Source organism: Hymenobacter sp. ISL-91 (assembly GCF_018613725.1).
GTDB lineage: Bacteria > Bacteroidota > Bacteroidia > Cytophagales > Hymenobacteraceae > Hymenobacter.
On sequence record NZ_JAGGPS010000004.1, the window covers coordinates 110,379 to 127,486 of the forward strand.

The following is a 17,108-nucleotide window of genomic DNA, read 5'->3' on the forward strand; positions in this document are numbered from 1 at the left end:
AAGCGCTTCTGGAATTACTCTACTACCACGCGCCGCGTTACCGGCCCGTCGGCGTACTCCACGCGCAACAGGTATATGCCCGCTGCCAAGTAGGCCACAGGTACCTGCATTTGCTGACTAATAGTCGTACTCCGGTACACTTCGCGGCCCAGCACGCTCAGCAAGATGACCGACCGGGGCCCCGCAGCAGCGTCAAGTTGCAGTTGGAGTTGGTCGCGTACTGGATTGGGCCAAACTGCAAGCGCGGCGGACGACTGCGACGAGTTGACGTGTAGCACGGCGCCCCCGGTGAGGCGGGCGAGGCTGGTGCGGGGCTGCCCGCCTACCTGCGTAAAGGCGCCGGCTGTAACGAGACGGCCATCGGTTTGCACTAGCAAATCGGTTACAGAGCTGTTGTAGAGCTCGTAGCCCAGGAAAGAGGCATCAACTGTTCCATCAGCATTCAGCCGGTGCAGGTAACCATCCTCTTGGTTGTCAGCCGCTACCAGTACCTTCCCATTAGGTTGCAGTTCTAGGTCGCGCACCAGGCTGCTCCCGCTGCCATCAGCCTGGTTGGCATCAAACGACTCATCGACGCTGCCATCGGGGTTGAGCCGGGCTATGTTGGGGCGCACGATGTTGTTGTAGCTGTAAAACCGGCCGCCAATAAGTACCTTGTTATCGGGCTGCACGGCCAGCTGCCAGATGGTGCCGCCCCCAGTAGTGGCGGGCACGAAGGTTTCATCGCGGCTTCCATCGGCCCGCAACCGCACGATACCCCCGGCGGGCGTGGTACCGGCACGGTTGATGAATCCGGCCACGTAATGCCGACCATCGGGTAGCACCCCAATTGCCTGGAGATAACCGCCTAGCTGCCCTTCCACTTTCTGCGCGTAGCCCTGGTCCAGGCTGCCATCAGCCAGCAGGCGGTACACAATGGAGGTAATGCTGGGGCTCAAGGAAGCCCCCCCTATGAGAATGGCGCCATCCGTATGCTCGGCCAGGGCTACTACCCGTGAGCTAATAGCGCTAAATAATGTACCAGGTACTTTGAAAGAAGTATCCTCTTGACCATTTGTCAGCAGTCGGGCCACCAGGACCGTGCTTAAGTTGCCAGATTTGGTGAATCGGCCGCTCACCACAATCCGGCCATCAGACAGCACCAAAACTTTCTCGATTGGCCCGTTCGTGCTGGTTGGCGCAAACGTCGCGTCGGGGCTGCCATCGGACCGGAGGCGGGCTAGGTTATTGACGGAACCCCCATTGAGTTCCCAGAACCGACCACCTATAAGCAGTCGGCCATCGGCTTGCTGGGCTACACTGGTCACGGTTCCCGGCTCGTCGAGGACAGGGCGAAAACCGGGTAGCGCCTGGGCCGTAGCGCCGCTTAGCCGTAGCACACTGGCTTGGGGGAGTTCGCCGTAGCTGGTAAAACTACCGCCCGCCAACACCTCGCCGTTTGCCAGCACCTGCACCGTTCTAAGTTGATCGTTGAACCGCTGGGGCACAAAGTCCGGGTCGACTTGCCCGGTTGGGAGCAGCCGCACCAAGTAAGGCCGGGCAGGCTGCGGAGTGGTCGAGGTGAAGAGGCCGCCCAGCAACACGCCCCCGGCCGCGTCTATGGCCAACAGGCCGTCACTTTCCAAAAACCCGACTGTCACATCATTCGTCCGCAGGGCAGCGCTGAAAGTAGGGTCGATTTGCCCCGCAAGGGTTAGCCGCACCACTTCGGCGCCGAGGCTGGCCGTACGGGCTACTAATTGGCCCGTGCGTGGGTCGGATGCCAGCGCCAATACCTGCGCGGTAGCCGTAGGCCGGGTGCCAGGGAAAGGAATAAAGCTGGTATCAACTGTGCCGCCGGCATTCAGGCGCACCAGGCTATGTATGGCGTAGCCACTAACGTTGTCGAACCGACCACCCACCACAATTTTCCCATCGGCCTGCACTACAATGGCCGATACGACGCCGGCCGCACTCGGTCCGTAGTTGCCTCCGGTAAAGCCACTGCCCAAATTGGCCATGAAGTTCTGGTCGATGCTACCGTCGGCGTTCAGGCGCACTAGGCCAACTACTCTTGTCGAGTTGAAATACTCAAATGCCCCCGCGAGCAGTATTTTATTATCAGGCTGTATGGCAACCGTAGTAATCGAGCCATTGGGTTCGTTGCCAGCGTTAAAGCCTGCTGCCAGTGTTCCATCGGCGTTGAGCTTGACTATCCCAGGGCCACCTACAAACAAGTAAGGGTACCCGGTTACCAGCAATTGGCCATTTGCAAACCGCCGCACCTTCGCGCCTGAAGAAGTGACTGCCACTTTTGTTGCAAAGGTTTCGTCCAGCGTACCATCGGCATTGAAGCGGGCCAACCCACTAGCAGGGCGGCCATTGAGGCGGGTGAAGCTACCGGCCACGAGGAGCTTGCCATCGGGCTGCTCCTGCACACTATTCACAGTAGCCGACTGCCATGTTTCAACCGGCGCGAAGGTGGGGTCGAGTGTCTGAGCGTGGCTTGGGGCAACCAGCCCGACAAGCAGTAGTAACCCTGCAAGGCTATGGCGTAATAGTGTAGTCATGCGTCGGCTGATAAAATTAGTGACATAAAACTACTGCTTATTCCAGCAGAACTCCACCCTCTTTTCGCGCCTTCCGTACCTTCGCTTATTATGACCGACTCCGCCGAAACGCCCGCCGTTGCCCCCGTTCGCAAGCTGTTCCTGCTCGACGCCTTTGCCCTAATTTACCGCGCCCACTTTGCGTTTAGCAAGAACCCGCGCGTGAACTCCAAGGGCCTCAACACCGGGGCCATTCTGGGCTTCACCAACACACTGGTCGAGGTGCTACAGAAGGAAAAGCCCACCCACATCGGCGTGGCCTTTGATGCGGCCAAGAAAACATTCCGGCACGAGCAGTACGCCGAGTACAAGGCCCAGCGCCAGGCCATGCCCGAGGATATCGGCCTGGCCATTCCGTATATTAAGCAGATTATCAAGGCTTTCCACATCCCCATTTTGATGGTGGAAGGCTTCGAGGCCGACGACGTGATTGGCACGCTGGCTGGCCGGGCCGAGGCCCAGGGCTTTGGCGAGGTGTACATGATGACGCCCGACAAGGACTACTGCCAGCTCGTAACCGACTGCGTGAAAATCTACCGGCCGGCCTTCATGGGCAACGCCGCCGAAATCCTCGATGTGGCCCACGTGTTGCAGCGCTTCGAAATTGAGCGCGTGGGGCAGGTGATTGACATTCTGGGCCTGCAGGGCGACGCCTCCGACAACATCCCGGGCATTCCGGGCATCGGCGAGAAGACGGCCAAGAAGCTGGTGCAGGAGTACGGCTCGGTGGAAGGCCTGATTGCCAACGTAGACAAGCTCAAGGGCAAGCAGCAGCAGAACGTGCGCGAGTTTGCCGAGCAGGGCCTGATGAGCAAGGAACTGGCCACCATTCACCGCGACGTGCCCATCGAGTTTGAGGCCGATAAGCTCATCCTCGACCAGCCCGATATGGAGGAGCTGCGCCGCCTGTTTGATGAGCTGGAATTCCGCCAGCTGGCCGCCCGCGTGCTCGGCGAAGGAGCCGGCCCGGCCGGCGTTACCAACGGCGGCACCCCCACCCCACGCGGTGCCCGGCGGCCCAAAGTGGCTACTGCCGGTCAGGGCAGCCTGTTCGGCGCGGCATCCGATGCGGCTGTGGCTGTTGGCACCGGCGAGGCCGGCGCGCCTACCGGCCCGCGCCGCACCCTCGAAGATGTGGCCCACCAGTACCATTTGATGGATACGCCCACGTTGCGCGCCGAGCTACTGGAGTTTCTGCTGCTGCAAACCGAGGTCAGCTTCGACACCGAAACCACCGGCCTCGATACCATGACTTCGCGGCTGGTGGGCCTCTCGTTCTGCTGGCTGCCCGGCGAGGCCTATTACGTGCCCGTGCCGCAGGATAACGAGGAAGCCGCTCAGGCGCTGGTGGACGAGTTCCGGCCGTTTTTTGATGCCGAAACCATCCTGAAAGTCGGCCAGAACATCAAGTACGACCTCACCATCCTCAAGCACTACGGCGTCGAAATCCGGGGGCCGCTGTTTGACACCATGCTGGCCCACTACCTGCTGGAGCCCGATATGCGCCACGGCATGGACGTGCTGGCCGAAACCTACCTGCACTACACGCCGGTGCCCATTACGGCCCTTATCGGCCCCAAGGGCAAGAACCAGAAAACCATGGCCGACCTGCCGCCCGCCGAGGTATCGGACTACGCCTGTGAGGATGCCGACGTAACGCTGCAGCTCAAGCACGTGTTCGAGCCGCTGCTGAAGGAAGTGGGCCTGCTGGATTTGCTGAACGAGGTGGAAAACCCGCTGGTGCCGGTGCTGGCGGCCATCGAGTATGAAGGCGTGAAGATTGACTCAGCAGCCATGGGCGAGTATTCGGCCGAGTTGCAGGGCTATATCACGGAGCTGGAAGGCCAGATTTACCAGGAGGCCGGCGAGGAGTTCAACATCGGCTCACCCAAGCAGCTCGGCGAAATCCTGTTCGATAAAATGGACCTGGGCGGCAAGAAAATCAAGAAAACCAAAACCGGCCAGTACGCTACCGGCGAGGAAATCCTGAGCCAGCTGGCCGCCGACGCCCCCATTGCGGGCCTGATTTTGGAGTACCGCCAGCTCAGCAAGCTGCGCTCCACCTACGTCGAGGCCCTGCCCCAGCTGGTGTGCGAGCTCGACGGGCGCGTACACACCAGCTTCAACCAGGCCGTAACGGCTACTGGCCGCCTCTCCAGCACCAATCCCAACCTCCAGAACATTCCTATCCGCACCGAAAAGGGCCGCGAAATCCGCAAGGCCTTCGTGCCCCGCGATGCCGGCCACGTGCTGCTGGCCGCTGACTACTCGCAGGTGGAGCTGCGCATCATGGCCGACTTCGCGGGCGATAAAACGATGATTGAGGCCTTCCGGCTGGGCCAGGACATCCATACCAGCACCGCCAGCAAGGTGTTCAAAGTGCCGCTGAGCGAGGTAGACGGCGAGATGCGGCGCAAGGCCAAAACAGTCAATTTCGGCATCATCTACGGCATTTCGGCCTTCGGACTGGCCCAGCGCATCGGCATCGGCCGCAAGGAAGCCGTGGACATCATTGAGACCTATTTCGAGGAGTTTCCATCGGTGAAGCAGTACATGGATGAGAGCATCAACCGGGCCCGCGAGCTGGAGTATGCCGAAACCCTGCTCGGCCGCCGCCGTTACCTGCGCGACATCAATTCGCGCAACGCCACGCTCCGCGGCTACACTGAGCGCAACGCCATCAACGCGCCCATCCAGGGTACCGCGGCCGACATCATCAAGAAGGCCATGATCAACATCCACGAGTGGCTGGTGCAGGAGAAGCTCGGCACCCGCATGATTCTGCAGGTGCACGACGAACTCGTGTTCGATGCCCCACTGGAGGAAATAGACCTTATCACTCCTAAAATCAAGGAGCTGATGGCCACCGCTTTGCTTTTACCCCACGGCGTACCGTTGGAAGTGGAAGTGGGCGTGGGTGAGAACTGGCTGCAGGCGCACTAAAATCGCGAGAATGGCAAGCAAAAGCGCCCGCTTCTGTAGCTACAGAAGCGGGCGCTTTTGCTTGCCATTCTCGCAACTATTCGCCTACATAAGTCGTGCGGGTGGTAGTAGTTACTCCGCCGTCAGTATCCTCGCTAGTTAGCACAAGCTTATTCTCGCTCAACTCGCTGACATTAAACTCAATAGCCGCAATAAATACGGTAATGAGCAATTTTGAGTCATTAGAAGTCAATGCCCAATTACCAGCGAATTGCTGAGAGTCCGAAGGATCACACTTTGTCTTCCCTTCGTCGGCAATAAAGATACCATTAGCCATGAACTTGGCTAGATCATCTTTTGTGCAAGCCTCTTCACTGCTGAACACATCTGTTGTCTTGGAACCTACGGTTTCTGTCGAAGCTGTTATGCGCCAGCTTTTCGCCATGAGCAGTTCGCTCTTAGACTTGGGAGCTGGTTCGTCGTCCTTACTACAACCTGCGAATGCGAAACCGGCAGCTAATGCCAGCGTCAAAAGGGAAATGCGTTTCATGGGAAAATAAAAAAGGGTGATTGAGAACACAAATGATGGAAGGTTCAATTAGTTAACCCAGTAGGCGAATAATTATAGCCTTGTGTAGTTTACTGGAAGGCAACCGTACCAATTGCAAAAATAGTACAAGTATATCCGAACTGCAATTGCAGAAAGTGTATTCGCCAGAAAACTTTTTTTAGGGAAGACTAGCTTAATTTAATGTAGTAAAAAATGAGTATATCATTAACACCTCATCAATACACAGTAAACAATATTAAATTTTAACTATATCAACAATCATCTGCATCTACGTTCCCGATTATGCAATTTCACACCACCACCCTGCAAAACGTAGCTCGCGGGCTTCTTGGCACCTTTATGGTCGTGGCCGGCACTGGCCACCTCACGTTCCAGCGCCAGGCGTTTCAGGCCCAGGTACCCGATTTTGTACCGCTCGACAAAGACACGACCGTGCTGGCCTCGGGCATGGTGGAAATCGGGATGGGCCTGGGGCTGCTGCTGCTGAAGGGCCGTAACCGGGTACGCATGGGCCTGGGGCTGGGGCTATTCTACGCGGCCGTTTTTCCGGGCAACATCCACCAGTATACCCACCACCTGTCGGCTTTCGGCCTCGATACCGATGCCAAGCGCTTGGGCCGGCTGTTTTTTCAACCCGTACTGATTGGCTGGGCGCTTTGGAGTACGGGGGCGCTGAAGGTCCTGATGGAGCGATGGCCGCTCTAAACAGAACCTCGCCGCCAACCGTTTACGCTGCATGAATCCTTCTGAAACTGAATCTTCCTCCTTTGACGTGGCCATAATTGGGGCGGGGCCCGTGGGGCTGGCCTGCGCCCTGGAAGTGCAGCGCCGGGGCCTTTCGGCTGTGGTGCTCGATAAGGGCGCGCTGGTGAACTCGCTGGTGGGCTATCCGACCAACATGGAGTTCTTCTCGACGCCCGAGCTGCTCGAAATCGGGGGCCACCCCATGGCCACGCTGCACTACAAACCCCTGCGCGAAGACGCCCTCGACTACTACCGCCGCGTGGCCCAGACCGAAAACCTTACCCTGCGCCTCTACGAGCGGGTAACCGGGCTGGAAGGCGCGGAGGGCAACTTCACTGTGGTTACCGATAAGGCCCGGCTGCAGGCCCGGTTCGTTGTCGTCGCCACCGGCTTCTACGACCTGCCCAACTACCTCGATGTACCGGGCGAAGACTTACCCCATGTGTCGCACTACTACAAGGAGCCCTATGCCCATGTAGGCCAGGAAGTGGTCATTATCGGGGCCAAAAACTCGGCGGCCAAAGCGGCGCTGCAGCTGCTGCGGGCCGGCGCCCGCCCTACCCTGCTGGTGCGCGGCCCCGATATTCCCGAGTCCGTGAAATACTGGATTCGGCCCGACCTCGTCAACCGCATCAAAGAAGGTCGCATCGGGGCCCTGTTCAACAGCACCGCCACGCGCATCGTGCCCGGCGCCGTAGAGCTGGCCACGCCCGAAGGGCCGCGCACCTTGCCGGCCCAGTTCGTGTATGCTCTCACCGGCTACCATCCCGACTTCTCGTTTCTGGCGGCCCTGGGCATTACCTGCGGCACCGACGCGGCCCAGACGCCCGCGCACAACGCCGAAACGCTCGAAACCAACCGCCCGGGCCTATACCTGGCCGGTACCGTGTGCGGCGGCCGCAACACCAGCCGTTGGTTTATCGAAAACGGCCGCTACCATGCTCAGCTTATTGCTGCCCGTCTGGCTGGCGAGCCGGCCCCCGCCCTGCCCGCAGTGGTGCAGCCGGTAGTACTTTCCTAAGGCAGCAGCCCATCCGGCCACGCACAAAAAAGCCCGCCTCCCCGGTGCAGGGATGCGGGCTTTTGGCTGAAGCAGGAGCCTTAGGGCAGCAACAGCGCGTTGTACTCGTTGGGGTTCACCTGCGGAATAGTTGCGCCGTAGGTAGTGTTAATTACTCTGATGAACTCGTTGGCAATGAGGGCGTAGCCCCGCGAGGTAGGATGCACCCCGTCCAGCGAGAACAGGTTGCCGCGAATGAAGCCGGCGTTGTTGGCCGTAGCATTGATGGCAATACCACCCAAAGCCACCGAGCTGAAGAAGCCGTTCATATCAGCCAGGCCCAGCTTGTACTGGCGGGCTGTTTTGGCGATGATGGCGTTGAGTTGGTTCGTGCGGGTCTGGATGGCGGTAATTTCAGCCGCGTCGAGCACAAACTTGCTGGGCAATGGGTTGGCCGCTGTGGCGGAGTAGCCGATGCCTACGGGCAGCGGGCTGCCGGCGGAAGGGGTGCCAATCACCGCTGAAGCCGGCAGAATTAGTAGGTCGGTAGCAGTGGCTTCGCGCACGGTGCCGGTGCCGGTAACAATGTACAGGCTGGCGGCCGCAGCATTCGGGATATTAGGATTAGCCTTGATTCCGGCAATAATCGTGGGCACGGTAACGGCCGTGAAATAAGGCACGTTCGTTACGTTCGGAATATTGGCCACCACGCCCTGCACCGTCCCCGTTTTGCTCATGGTCCGCACAATGTTGCGGTAGCCCCGGCCGAAGCTGGTCGTATCGCTCAGCCCGCTGAAGGGATTGGTAGGCTCCACTACGGCCCCGTTGGTGGCGTACGTCAGCACATCGTTGTTGCCCAGCCAGCAGGTAAAGAACGTGGCGTTTTTACGGCCGATGAACGTAGTGTAGTCGGTTACGCCCCGGTCGGCGGCGGGCAGCAGACGCTGGTAGTAGTTGTTGATGGCACCGTAGGCCTGCGCCGCGCCGGCAATCTGCGGGATGGCGGATGCGGTGCGGTCGGCGCTCAGCACCGAAATGCCGGGTACACCCAGGTTGTTGGGCTGCGTGGTGTTGAAGGGCGTCAACTCGGAAGTGCCGGAAGGCAGCTTCTGACCCGTGAAGGCAAATTTGTAGTCGGCCGGGTTGTTGGTAATGGTGCGCGGGGCCGACTCGCCGGCCACCGTAGTAGTAACGCTCTGGCCAGGCGACAGAATGATGGGCGAGCCCAGCGTGTTAATACCGTAAAATTTCAGGTAGCCCGAGCCGTCCCGCTGCTCCGGGCCGAAAGTCGGAACCACAAACTCGCCGCCGCCGACCTTGGCGAACTGCTGCGCCAGAATAGCCGGATAGGAGGTTTCAATACCAAAGTTGGCCAAACCCCCACTCTGGAAGCCTGCCGTCAGCGAGTTGCCCACCGCTACGTAGCTGCTGAAGTCGGCAGTTCCTTTGTCGGCCCGCGGGGCCTCCAGGTCGGGCTGACAGGCGGCCAAACCCAGGAGAGCTGCTGCCGGCCAGTTCTTTTTGAGAAAAGTATTCATGAGAAGGATAGGTCGAAGGATTAGAAAGAGTAGTTCAGGCCAATGCCAGGTACCACAACGCTGGTTTTAAAGGTGCCGGCAACGCGGTCCGTAGTTCCGTTGTTGAGCAGTTCATTCTGCGTCTGAGTACGCTTTTTCAGGTTTACGAACTGGGTGCTCAAATCAACGCTGAACTTCTCCCCAAACTTGTAGGAAGCCCCCAACGTGCCGGTGATGCGGTCGGAGTCGGGAGTTTCAGGTGTCACAAAGCCGTCTTTTACCGGCGTGTTGTCGTAGGCGCCACCGGCCCGCACGGTCAGGCCACTGGTCAGCTGGTACTGGCCGCCCAGACGGAAAGTCAGGGCATCTTCATAATTGCGGATTGAAGAACTCGTCCGCGACCCATTGACGGGTTCGTTGAATTCAAAGGTCAGATTGCGGTAGTCGCTCCATTCCACAAAGTTCACGTCAAGGCCAATCGTCAGCTTCTCGTTTGGCATTACGCCGATACCGATGGTAGTAGTGGCGGGCAACGGCAGCGTGGCGGCGAATTTGGTGGCCTGGAAACCAGGCGCGGCCGTGGCCGAAAGGTTGCGGAACGTAACGTCGCCGGACTTCACCTGCGCGTCAATTTTAGAGCGGTAGCTGATGCCCAAGCTCAGCTTTTCGGAAGGCTTGAACAGCACGCCGGCGTTGAAACCAAATTTCCGCTCCGCTTTGCCGTCAAGTTCGATGCTGGCAAACTCGCCCGCAGCGTTCTGGCTCGGCACATCACGCTGCAGGTTCACCGAGCCGAGGGCCAGGTACATCAGGCCCGCACCAACGCTGAGCTTATCCGTAATGGCATAGCTGAAGGTTGGCTGCACGTAAATGGCCTTCAGGTCAATCTGCGTCAGGGCAAACCGGCCTTCCCAGCCCTGGGCGTACTCCAGCTTGTTGCCGAAGGGCGTGTATACGGCAATGCCCGCCCGGAACTTGCCTTCCTGGGGACCGAAACTGGCAAACAGGCTGAAGGGCGTAGTTGTATTGTTCTGCAATTCCCGCTGCATGCTGCCGTTCTCGGCCCGGAAGGCCTGGCGGGCAATAGTGGCGTTTGCGCCCAAATGCACGCCTCGCTCGCGCACCATGGCCAGGGCGCCGGGGTTGTAGAACATAGCAGCCTGATCAAGCGACAGGCCGACGCCGACGCCGCCCATGCCGTTGTTTTTGATGCCAGCCAGGGTTACCTGGTAGCCACCCGCCGAAACCGCGGTAGCCGAAAGCAGCGCACTTCCTGTCAGAAGTAGAGACTTAAATTTCATACAGATAATGAAAGGGTGAGAATTTGGGGCTTAGCGCTCCTAAATGTAAGCAAAAAGCCAACTTATAGTAGGCAAGCCGAACAAACTTGCACAAGACGCAAGTGCACTCCCAGGCCCGGAGGCCTAGTGTAAAGCGGAATCCCCGATTTCGCGGGAAACCAAATCGAGCTGCTGGCCGGCTACTAGCAGGTGCAGGCGCAGGTTTTGGCCGCTCACGGGCTCGCCCCGCCCGATGCGGCCCACGTTGGTGCCGTGCACCCCGCTGGCATCCATTACCGTCGCCACACCGTCGCCAAACACGGTGGCGTGGCGGCCACCACGCACGATGATGCCGGTTTCCTCGGCCAGGCCCAGGCCCAGGCAGGCGGGGTGGGCCAGCAGGGCGTGGGCCAGCCGCCCGAAGCGGCCGCGCTCGGCAAAGTGCTGGTCGATGAACAGGCGGGGCAGCAGGTTAAGGCCCGGCCCGGTTTTTATACCGCCCTTGCGCAAGGAGCGCCAGCCGTAGCCGTCGATAATCATCTGTTCGGGCAGGGCCGCAGCCCCGGCGCTGGTACCAGCCACCATAAAGTTTTCATCATCATAGAAGCGCTGGCGCAACTGGCGGGCGAATTCGGTGCCAGCTAGCAGCTCTAGTAGCCGCTCCTGGTCGCCGCCCGAGAAAAACACGAGGCCGGCCCGGGCCAGGCGGCGCAGCGTGGCGGGGGCGTCGGCGGGCTGGTGCTCACTGATGGGCAGGTGGCGGGCAGCGGGGCAGCCCAGCTCCCGAAACGACCGCTCGTAGGCCGCGCCGGTCATGGCCGCGTTGGTCCAGGAGGCGGCGGTTACAATTTCAACCGACGTTTCGGGCGTAGGCAGCAGCTCGCCGAGCAGGGCCAGCATGGCATCGTCGTCGCCGCCGCCAAGGGCGACGAGCGTGCCGAGAGGAAGAACGGCGGGCGGTTGGGGCATGGCAGAGCAGCAGGAGCGAGTTCAAAAGTACACCCCCTATTGGTTTCAGCAAGCTCAGCGGCTATTGCGTGGGGCATTCGGCAAGGCCAGTAAGTAGTACGGGGCAGGGCAGCAGGCAGTAGCACTACTGATTTGCCTGGCTTAGCGGGTATCGGTCAGCCGTAAAAAACACCATTTAGCGCAGCTTGCGGTAGTAAACTGCCAGTATGCTGTAGGGGCGGGGCTTAGCTGCGCTGTCCTGCGGGTGTCCCCGCCCGCCGTGCACACCGGTTCAACAATTCGTTCAACGGCACGGATGGCGGGCAGGGACACCCGCAGGACAGCGCAGCTAAGCCCCGCCCCTACAGCGCCCTCCGCAACCTGGATTATCTGTGCTATACTAAGCTTACCGGAGTATGCATGCTCTCTAACACCCTTTTATGGCGGGTTCGGCCTTGTGCACAAGCAGCCCCTGCAGCAGCCGGCCAGGCGACAGAAAGTTAGCCCTGGCAGAACCTATTGGCCCCGGAAAGCCGTACTTTTGCGCGCCGGTTCGGCCCAGTCACCAATAGCTTCTGCCTAGCGAAAAACTGCTTCTTCCCCATCAGTCCATGAATCAGCACCCGACCCTCGAACACATTACGTCCCTGATTCAGGAAGGCGAGTTTTTTAAACTCAAGGAAGCACTTAAGAACTTCGAGCCCGCCGAGGTGGTGGAGCTGCTGGAGGAAGAAGAAGAGCGGGAACAGCTCATTATCTTCCGGCTACTGCCGCTGCAGCTGGCCACCGAGGTGTTCGAATACCTCAGCCTCGACATTCAGAAGCACTTTCTGGCCAATCTCAGCCAGGACAAGATGTCCGACATCCTCAACGAGATGTCACCCGACGACCGGACTACGCTGCTCGAATATCTGCCCGATGATCTGGTGCGGGAGTTGATTCAGCGCCTCTCGGAGCCCGAGCGCAAGATTACGCTGGAGCTGCTGGGGTATCCGGAGTCGTCGGTGGGCCGATTGATGACGCCCGATTACATTGCTATCCGGGAGCACTGGACCGTGCAGCAGGTACTCGCTTACATTCGCCGCCACGGCGGGCAGTCGGAAACGCTCAACGTGCTGTACATAACCGACGAGCGGGGCCGGCTCATCGACGACGTGATTATCCGGGACCTGCTGCTGGCCGACCCTGAAACGCCGGTCAGCAAGCTGCTCGACCGTCGTTTCGTGTCGCTGAGCACCATGCAGGACCAGGAAGAGGCCATCGACGAGTTCCGGCGCAACGACCGGGTGGCGCTGCCGGTTATCAACAGCGAGGGTATCCTGTTCGGTATTGTAACGATTGACGACATCCTCAATATCCGCGAAGAAGAGGACACCGAAGACATTCAGAAGCTGGGGGGCTCGGAGGCCCTGGACGAACCGTACCTCGATATTTCCATCTTCCGGATGGTAAAAAAGCGCGGGGGCTGGCTCGTGATTCTGCTGCTGGGCGAGATGCTGACGACCTCGGCCATGCACCACTTCGAGGACGATTTGCAGAAGGCCGCCGTGCTGGCGCTGTTCATTCCGCTCATTATTTCGGCGGGCGGCAACGCCGGCTCGCAGGCTACTACGCTCATCATCCGGGCCCTGAGCCTGGGCGAGTTCCGGCTCTCCGACTGGTGGCTGATTATGCGGCGCGAGCTGCTGGCAGGTTTGATGCTGGGCGCCCTGCTGGGGGTAGTAGGTTCGTTGCGCATCATCCTGTGGGCCAAGTATATCAACCCCGGCTACTTTGGCCCCTACTGGTCGCTGATTGCCGTTACGGTGGGTGTGTCGCTGCTGTTTATTGTGTTGTGGGGGGCGCTGTCGGGGGCCATGCTGCCGCTGCTGCTCAAGCGCCTGGGCCTCGACCCCGCCACCTCTTCGGCCCCGTTCGTGGCCACGCTGGTCGACGTAACGGGCCTCATTATTTACTTCACGGTAGCAACTATGGTGCTGCGGGGCACGCTGCTGTAGGTTTTTTAAGCTGCTGGCTAACCTAAATTACTGGAACGCTGTAGGGGCGGGGCTTGTCCCCGCCCGCCGTTAAACGAGGCATTGCCGGGCCTTATGCACTCGTTCAGGGTGCTGTCCTAACGGCGGGCGGGGACAAGCCCCGCCCCTACAGCGTGCCGAAAGACCATTCCGCAACTTAGATTAATTAGCGGCTACCAGCTAATAACTCAAACCTCACTCTGCTATAAATTTTAGCCAACTTTCTTCTGCCTATTTTCGTTAGCAACGCTGAATCTCACTTAGCGTTACTATCATGAAAATTCCAGTTGAAAAAGGCCAGGAGAAAGGCTTCCTGTCCGACGGCCGCCACACGGTTGAAATCACCAATATCGAAGAAGGCAAAAGCGAAAACCAGGGTATCCCGTTCTTCGCCGCCCGCATGGAAAACGACGAGGGCTTCGTGCTTCAGCGCTTCTACCTCTCCGACGCTGGCCGCCCCGTCATCATGGGCCTGTATGATGTGGTCGGCATCGAGCCAAAAGCGGGTCAGGACCTTGACACCAAGCAGCTCATCGGCAAAAAGCTGTCGGTAGAAGTGGGCGACTACACCTACAACGACCCCAACTCGGGTAGTGAGCGGACGCTCCGCCAGGCCTCGCACTTCCAGCGGGTGTAGCTTTATAAGTATTGAGTATTGGGTAGTTGGTATCGAGTAAGCGGACGATTTCTTGTCTAACTACTCAGTACTAACTACCCGATACTCGTTTAAAAATCCACCCGGCCGCGGTTGGTCTTTTTGTCGCCGTGCTTTTTCTTGGACTCCAGGCGTTTGCGCACGGCCCCTTTGCCGGGCTTGGTGGGGCGGCGGGTTTTGGGGCGGTGCAGGGTTTTGACGAGCAACTGATGAAACTTAAGCAGCGCGGTTTCGCGGTTACGCAGCTGGCTGCGGTCTTCCTGGGCCGTTACCAACAGCTCACCCTCCTGGGTGAGGCGCGAGGCCAGTTTTTCGAGCAGCGTCTGCTTCTGCTCGTCGCTCAGCAGCTGCGAGTCGGCAATGCGGAAGCGCAGCTCCACGCGGCTCTCCACCTTGTTCACATTCTGCCCGCCCGGCCCGCTGCTACGGCTGGTCTGGAACTGGAGTTCGGGCAGGAAATCGGCGGCGGCAGGAAGCATGGGGGTGATTTGCGAGAACGTGAAGGTAAAGATACTGCCGACTCCAAGGCGGCACTTCGCCGCTTACCACAGCAGCCAGCCCAGTAACCCCAGGCGGACGGTCCAGGCCAGCGTGCGGGGCCAGTTGGTGCGCACCAGCCCATCGATGGCAATGTAGCTGTAGCCGTCGCGGGCCAGACGGTTGTGGAAGGGCACACTGAGCAGAAACGTACTGGCCCAAGCCACCAACACCAGGGCCAGCTGGCCCCAGCGGGCGGCCGTACCCAGGGCCGCGCCCTGCCAGGCCAGCCAGCCGGCCGCACCCAGCTCCAGCAGCATCGGTGCCATCACCACCCAGCTCATGCGGGCTGAATGCTCGCGGTGAAACCGGGCAAACTGTGCGGGCTCTACGCGCGCAAAACCGGGGTAATGCACAAGCTGCACCGTCCAGATAAGGCCGGTGAGGTAGGCGGTTAGGCCGAAGTTGAGCAGGAGCAGGTGGTTCACGTGTCGGGGTTTGTTGGTTGCTGGCTGTCTTTTCGCGCTCCAGGATTTATTGTTTTATTATCTGATCAGCTGATCGATACGCTCGTCTTTCCACCGGAAGCGCACAATGCACTACAATACGCCAACTGTCATACCGAGTGGCCTGGCCACAGGTTCTACCGGCCGGCTGCAGTTGGCTGGCCATAGTAGGAGTAAAAGCCTGATAGCTATGCTATGGCAGCTCTGGAATGCGTATTTTCCGGCCCTAGGCAACTGTAGGCGGCGGCCCCGCATCTGCCCCGTACGTCTCTCACCTTTCAAGCCCCACGCCATGAAACGCCTCCGTTTCCTGCTACCCGGTTTGCTGCTCGCGCTGCTACTGACTGCTTTCCACTCCTTCGCCGCCGACACCCGCGAAACCCGCACCGTTGCGCCCTTTACGGCCGTTAGCCTGGGCGGCTCCATGCAGGTGGTTTTCCGCCAGGGCAGCCCTCAGAAAGTGGAAGTGCAGGGCGACGCCGACGATTTGCCACGCCTGGAAACCGTAGTTGAAGACGGAAAGCTGCGCATCAATACTAAGCGTGAAAACGGGTTGTTCAGCTCCTACAACTTCAAAAGCAACGTCACAGTCTACGTCACTGCGCCCACCGTCACGGCCCTGAGCGTGGGTGGCTCGGGCAGCCTGCGGGCCGCCGAGCCCATCCGGGCCGGCAAGCTGCGGCTGGCCGTATCGGGTTCGGGCAGTTTGCAGCTGGCCAGCCTCACGGCAGAAACGCTCGACTCATCCGTATCGGGCTCGGGCAGTCTTAAAATAGGCGGCGGCAACGTAGCAAGTCAGCAAATTAGCATTAGTGGGTCAGGCGGCGTGCAGGCCGAGCTGCTGGCTACCAAAAGCTGTAATGCCCGCATTGCCGGGTCGGGCAGCTGCCGCGTGCAAACTTCTGAAACGCTCGATGCCCGCATTGCCGGCTCGGGCAGCGTGTACGTGCGCGGCAACCCTCGCGTAAACAGTTCGGTGGCTGGCAGCGGCCGGGTGCGCAAGCTGTAAGCAACCAAGAGCCACTGGTTGTGGAGGTCGGTGTAGGGGCGGGGCTTGTCCCCGCCCGCCGTTGGATTCGTGCGCACCGTCCGGTTGCCGAATCGTTGAACGGCGGGCGGGGGCAAGCCCCGCCCCTACACCGTGCCGATAACCACACCCCCTCAAAAGTCGAACAGCCCGCCGCCCTTGTTCTTCTCCTTCTTTCTGCTTCTGGATTTCTTCTGGTCTTTGCCGTCGAAGATGCCGCCCATAAAGCTGGTTTTTTCCTTGATGATAATGTAGCGCACCGAGAAAGCCGTAGGGAAGCGGGCCCAGTCGGCAGAGTTGATTTCGACAGTGGGCTTGAAGTCGACGCTGACGACGAGCGGCACGAAGGCTATTTTGTATTCGGCCCCGACAATAACGTCGAAGCCGCCGAACGTGCCGTCGTCTTTGTGGTGGCCGAGGTGGCCGCCCGCGCCCAGGTAGTAGTTGAGGCTGGGGCCCAGAATGCCGAAGTGCCGCTCGGCCAGCAGCGTGGCGCTGATTTCGCGCGAGCTGGCCAGCGCCAGTCCTTCGATGGTGGCTTTGGGCGCAAATTTCTGCTGCACCGTGAGGCCGTACTGGCCACCACCGATGCGCAGGCCGGCGGCGGTAATATATTTCTGGGCGTGGGCGGCCGATGGGGTCAGAAAAGCGGCGGCCGTGGTTAGCAGCAGGCCGGCCAGCAGCCCGGCGCGGGGCGCGGCCGGGCGGGCAAAAAGCGGAAAGGTCATAATCTTATAAAGCGGTAGTTGAACCCGGCGCAGGGCTGCGCGTTGAGGCAACCAAAGAGGTACAAAGTACGTCGGTAGGGCGCAATAACGTCGCGCTCTGTGCAAACCGCGTAACTTGCGGCCTTTATTT

The 17,108-nt window shown here is 59.8% G+C and carries 14 protein-coding genes; 6 read left to right on the plus strand and 8 right to left on the minus strand.

Annotation, left to right across the window (positions count from 1 at the left end; genetic code table 11):
• Nucleotides 1-14 precede the first annotated feature (14 nt).
• On the minus strand, nt 15-2,549 hold the full coding sequence (locus J7E24_RS01325) for a T9SS type A sorting domain-containing protein (protein ID WP_215134334.1): 2,535 nt from the start codon (nt 2,547-2,549) through the stop codon (nt 15-17).
• A 90-nt stretch (nt 2,550-2,639) separates the two neighbouring features.
• On the opposite strand from J7E24_RS01325, the gene polA reads away from it, so the two are divergent.
• The gene (gene polA / locus J7E24_RS01330; RefSeq protein ID WP_215134336.1) at nt 2,640-5,531 is read left to right on the plus strand and encodes a DNA polymerase I; all 2,892 of its coding nucleotides are present in this window, start codon (nt 2,640-2,642) and stop codon (nt 5,529-5,531) included.
• A gap of 76 nt (nt 5,532-5,607) precedes the next feature.
• Here the strand turns inward: polA and J7E24_RS01335 are convergent, their stop codons facing one another.
• On the minus strand, nt 5,608-6,060 hold the full coding sequence (locus tag J7E24_RS01335) for a lipocalin family protein (RefSeq protein WP_215134338.1): 453 nt from the start codon (nt 6,058-6,060) through the stop codon (nt 5,608-5,610).
• 303 nt (nt 6,061-6,363) lie between these two features.
• Here J7E24_RS01335 and J7E24_RS01340 point away from each other — a divergent pair, with 303 nt between their 5' ends.
• Both J7E24_RS01340 and J7E24_RS01345 read left to right on the plus strand, forming a co-directional pair.
• On the plus strand, nt 6,364-6,786 hold the full coding sequence (locus J7E24_RS01340; protein ID WP_215134340.1) for a hypothetical protein: 423 nt from the start codon (nt 6,364-6,366) through the stop codon (nt 6,784-6,786).
• Between the two features lie 31 nt (nt 6,787-6,817).
• Entirely contained in the window at nt 6,818-7,846 is a 1,029-nt protein-coding gene (locus tag J7E24_RS01345) for a YpdA family putative bacillithiol disulfide reductase (protein ID WP_215134342.1), read from the plus strand.
• Nucleotides 7,847-7,926: 80 nt separating this feature from the next.
• Here the strand turns inward: J7E24_RS01345 and J7E24_RS01350 are convergent, their stop codons facing one another.
• The 3 genes from J7E24_RS01350 to J7E24_RS01360 form a co-directional block, all read right to left on the minus strand.
• Entirely contained in the window at nt 7,927-9,363 is a 1,437-nt protein-coding gene (locus tag J7E24_RS01350) for an SGNH/GDSL hydrolase family protein (protein ID WP_215134344.1), read from the minus strand.
• A gap of 20 nt (nt 9,364-9,383) precedes the next feature.
• Entirely contained in the window at nt 9,384-10,643 is a 1,260-nt protein-coding gene (locus tag J7E24_RS01355; protein ID WP_215134346.1) for an OmpP1/FadL family transporter, read from the minus strand.
• A gap of 123 nt (nt 10,644-10,766) precedes the next feature.
• On the minus strand, nt 10,767-11,591 hold the full coding sequence (locus tag J7E24_RS01360; protein ID WP_215134348.1) for a cyanophycinase: 825 nt from the start codon (nt 11,589-11,591) through the stop codon (nt 10,767-10,769).
• Nucleotides 11,592-12,181: 590 nt separating this feature from the next.
• Between J7E24_RS01360 and mgtE the strand changes: the two genes are divergently transcribed.
• Together mgtE and J7E24_RS01370 are read left to right on the plus strand one after the other, a co-directional pair.
• Nucleotides 12,182-13,567, plus strand: a complete 1,386-nt coding sequence (mgtE, locus tag J7E24_RS01365) for a magnesium transporter (protein ID WP_215134350.1) — start codon at nt 12,182-12,184, stop codon at nt 13,565-13,567.
• A gap of 292 nt (nt 13,568-13,859) precedes the next feature.
• Nucleotides 13,860-14,222 (plus strand): hypothetical protein, encoded by a 363-nt coding sequence (locus J7E24_RS01370; RefSeq protein WP_215134352.1) that lies wholly within the window; start codon nt 13,860-13,862, stop codon nt 14,220-14,222.
• An 89-nt stretch (nt 14,223-14,311) separates the two neighbouring features.
• On the opposite strand, the gene arfB is transcribed toward J7E24_RS01370, so the two are convergent.
• Together arfB and J7E24_RS01380 are read right to left on the minus strand one after the other, a co-directional pair.
• On the minus strand, nt 14,312-14,719 hold the full coding sequence (arfB, locus tag J7E24_RS01375; RefSeq protein ID WP_215134354.1) for an alternative ribosome rescue aminoacyl-tRNA hydrolase ArfB: 408 nt from the start codon (nt 14,717-14,719) through the stop codon (nt 14,312-14,314).
• A gap of 63 nt (nt 14,720-14,782) precedes the next feature.
• Nucleotides 14,783-15,205: a hypothetical protein gene (locus J7E24_RS01380; RefSeq protein ID WP_215134356.1), complete on the minus strand. Its 423-nt coding sequence runs from the start codon at nt 15,203-15,205 to the stop codon at nt 14,783-14,785.
• Between the two features lie 310 nt (nt 15,206-15,515).
• On the opposite strand from J7E24_RS01380, the gene J7E24_RS01385 reads away from it, so the two are divergent.
• Nucleotides 15,516-16,232, plus strand: a complete 717-nt coding sequence (locus tag J7E24_RS01385; RefSeq protein ID WP_215134358.1) for a head GIN domain-containing protein — start codon at nt 15,516-15,518, stop codon at nt 16,230-16,232.
• Nucleotides 16,233-16,384: 152 nt separating this feature from the next.
• On the opposite strand, the gene J7E24_RS01390 is transcribed toward J7E24_RS01385, so the two are convergent.
• Nucleotides 16,385-16,978, minus strand: coding sequence for a hypothetical protein (locus J7E24_RS01390; RefSeq protein WP_215134360.1), 594 nt, complete (start codon nt 16,976-16,978; stop codon nt 16,385-16,387).
• Between the last annotated feature and the right edge of the window lie 130 nt (nt 16,979-17,108).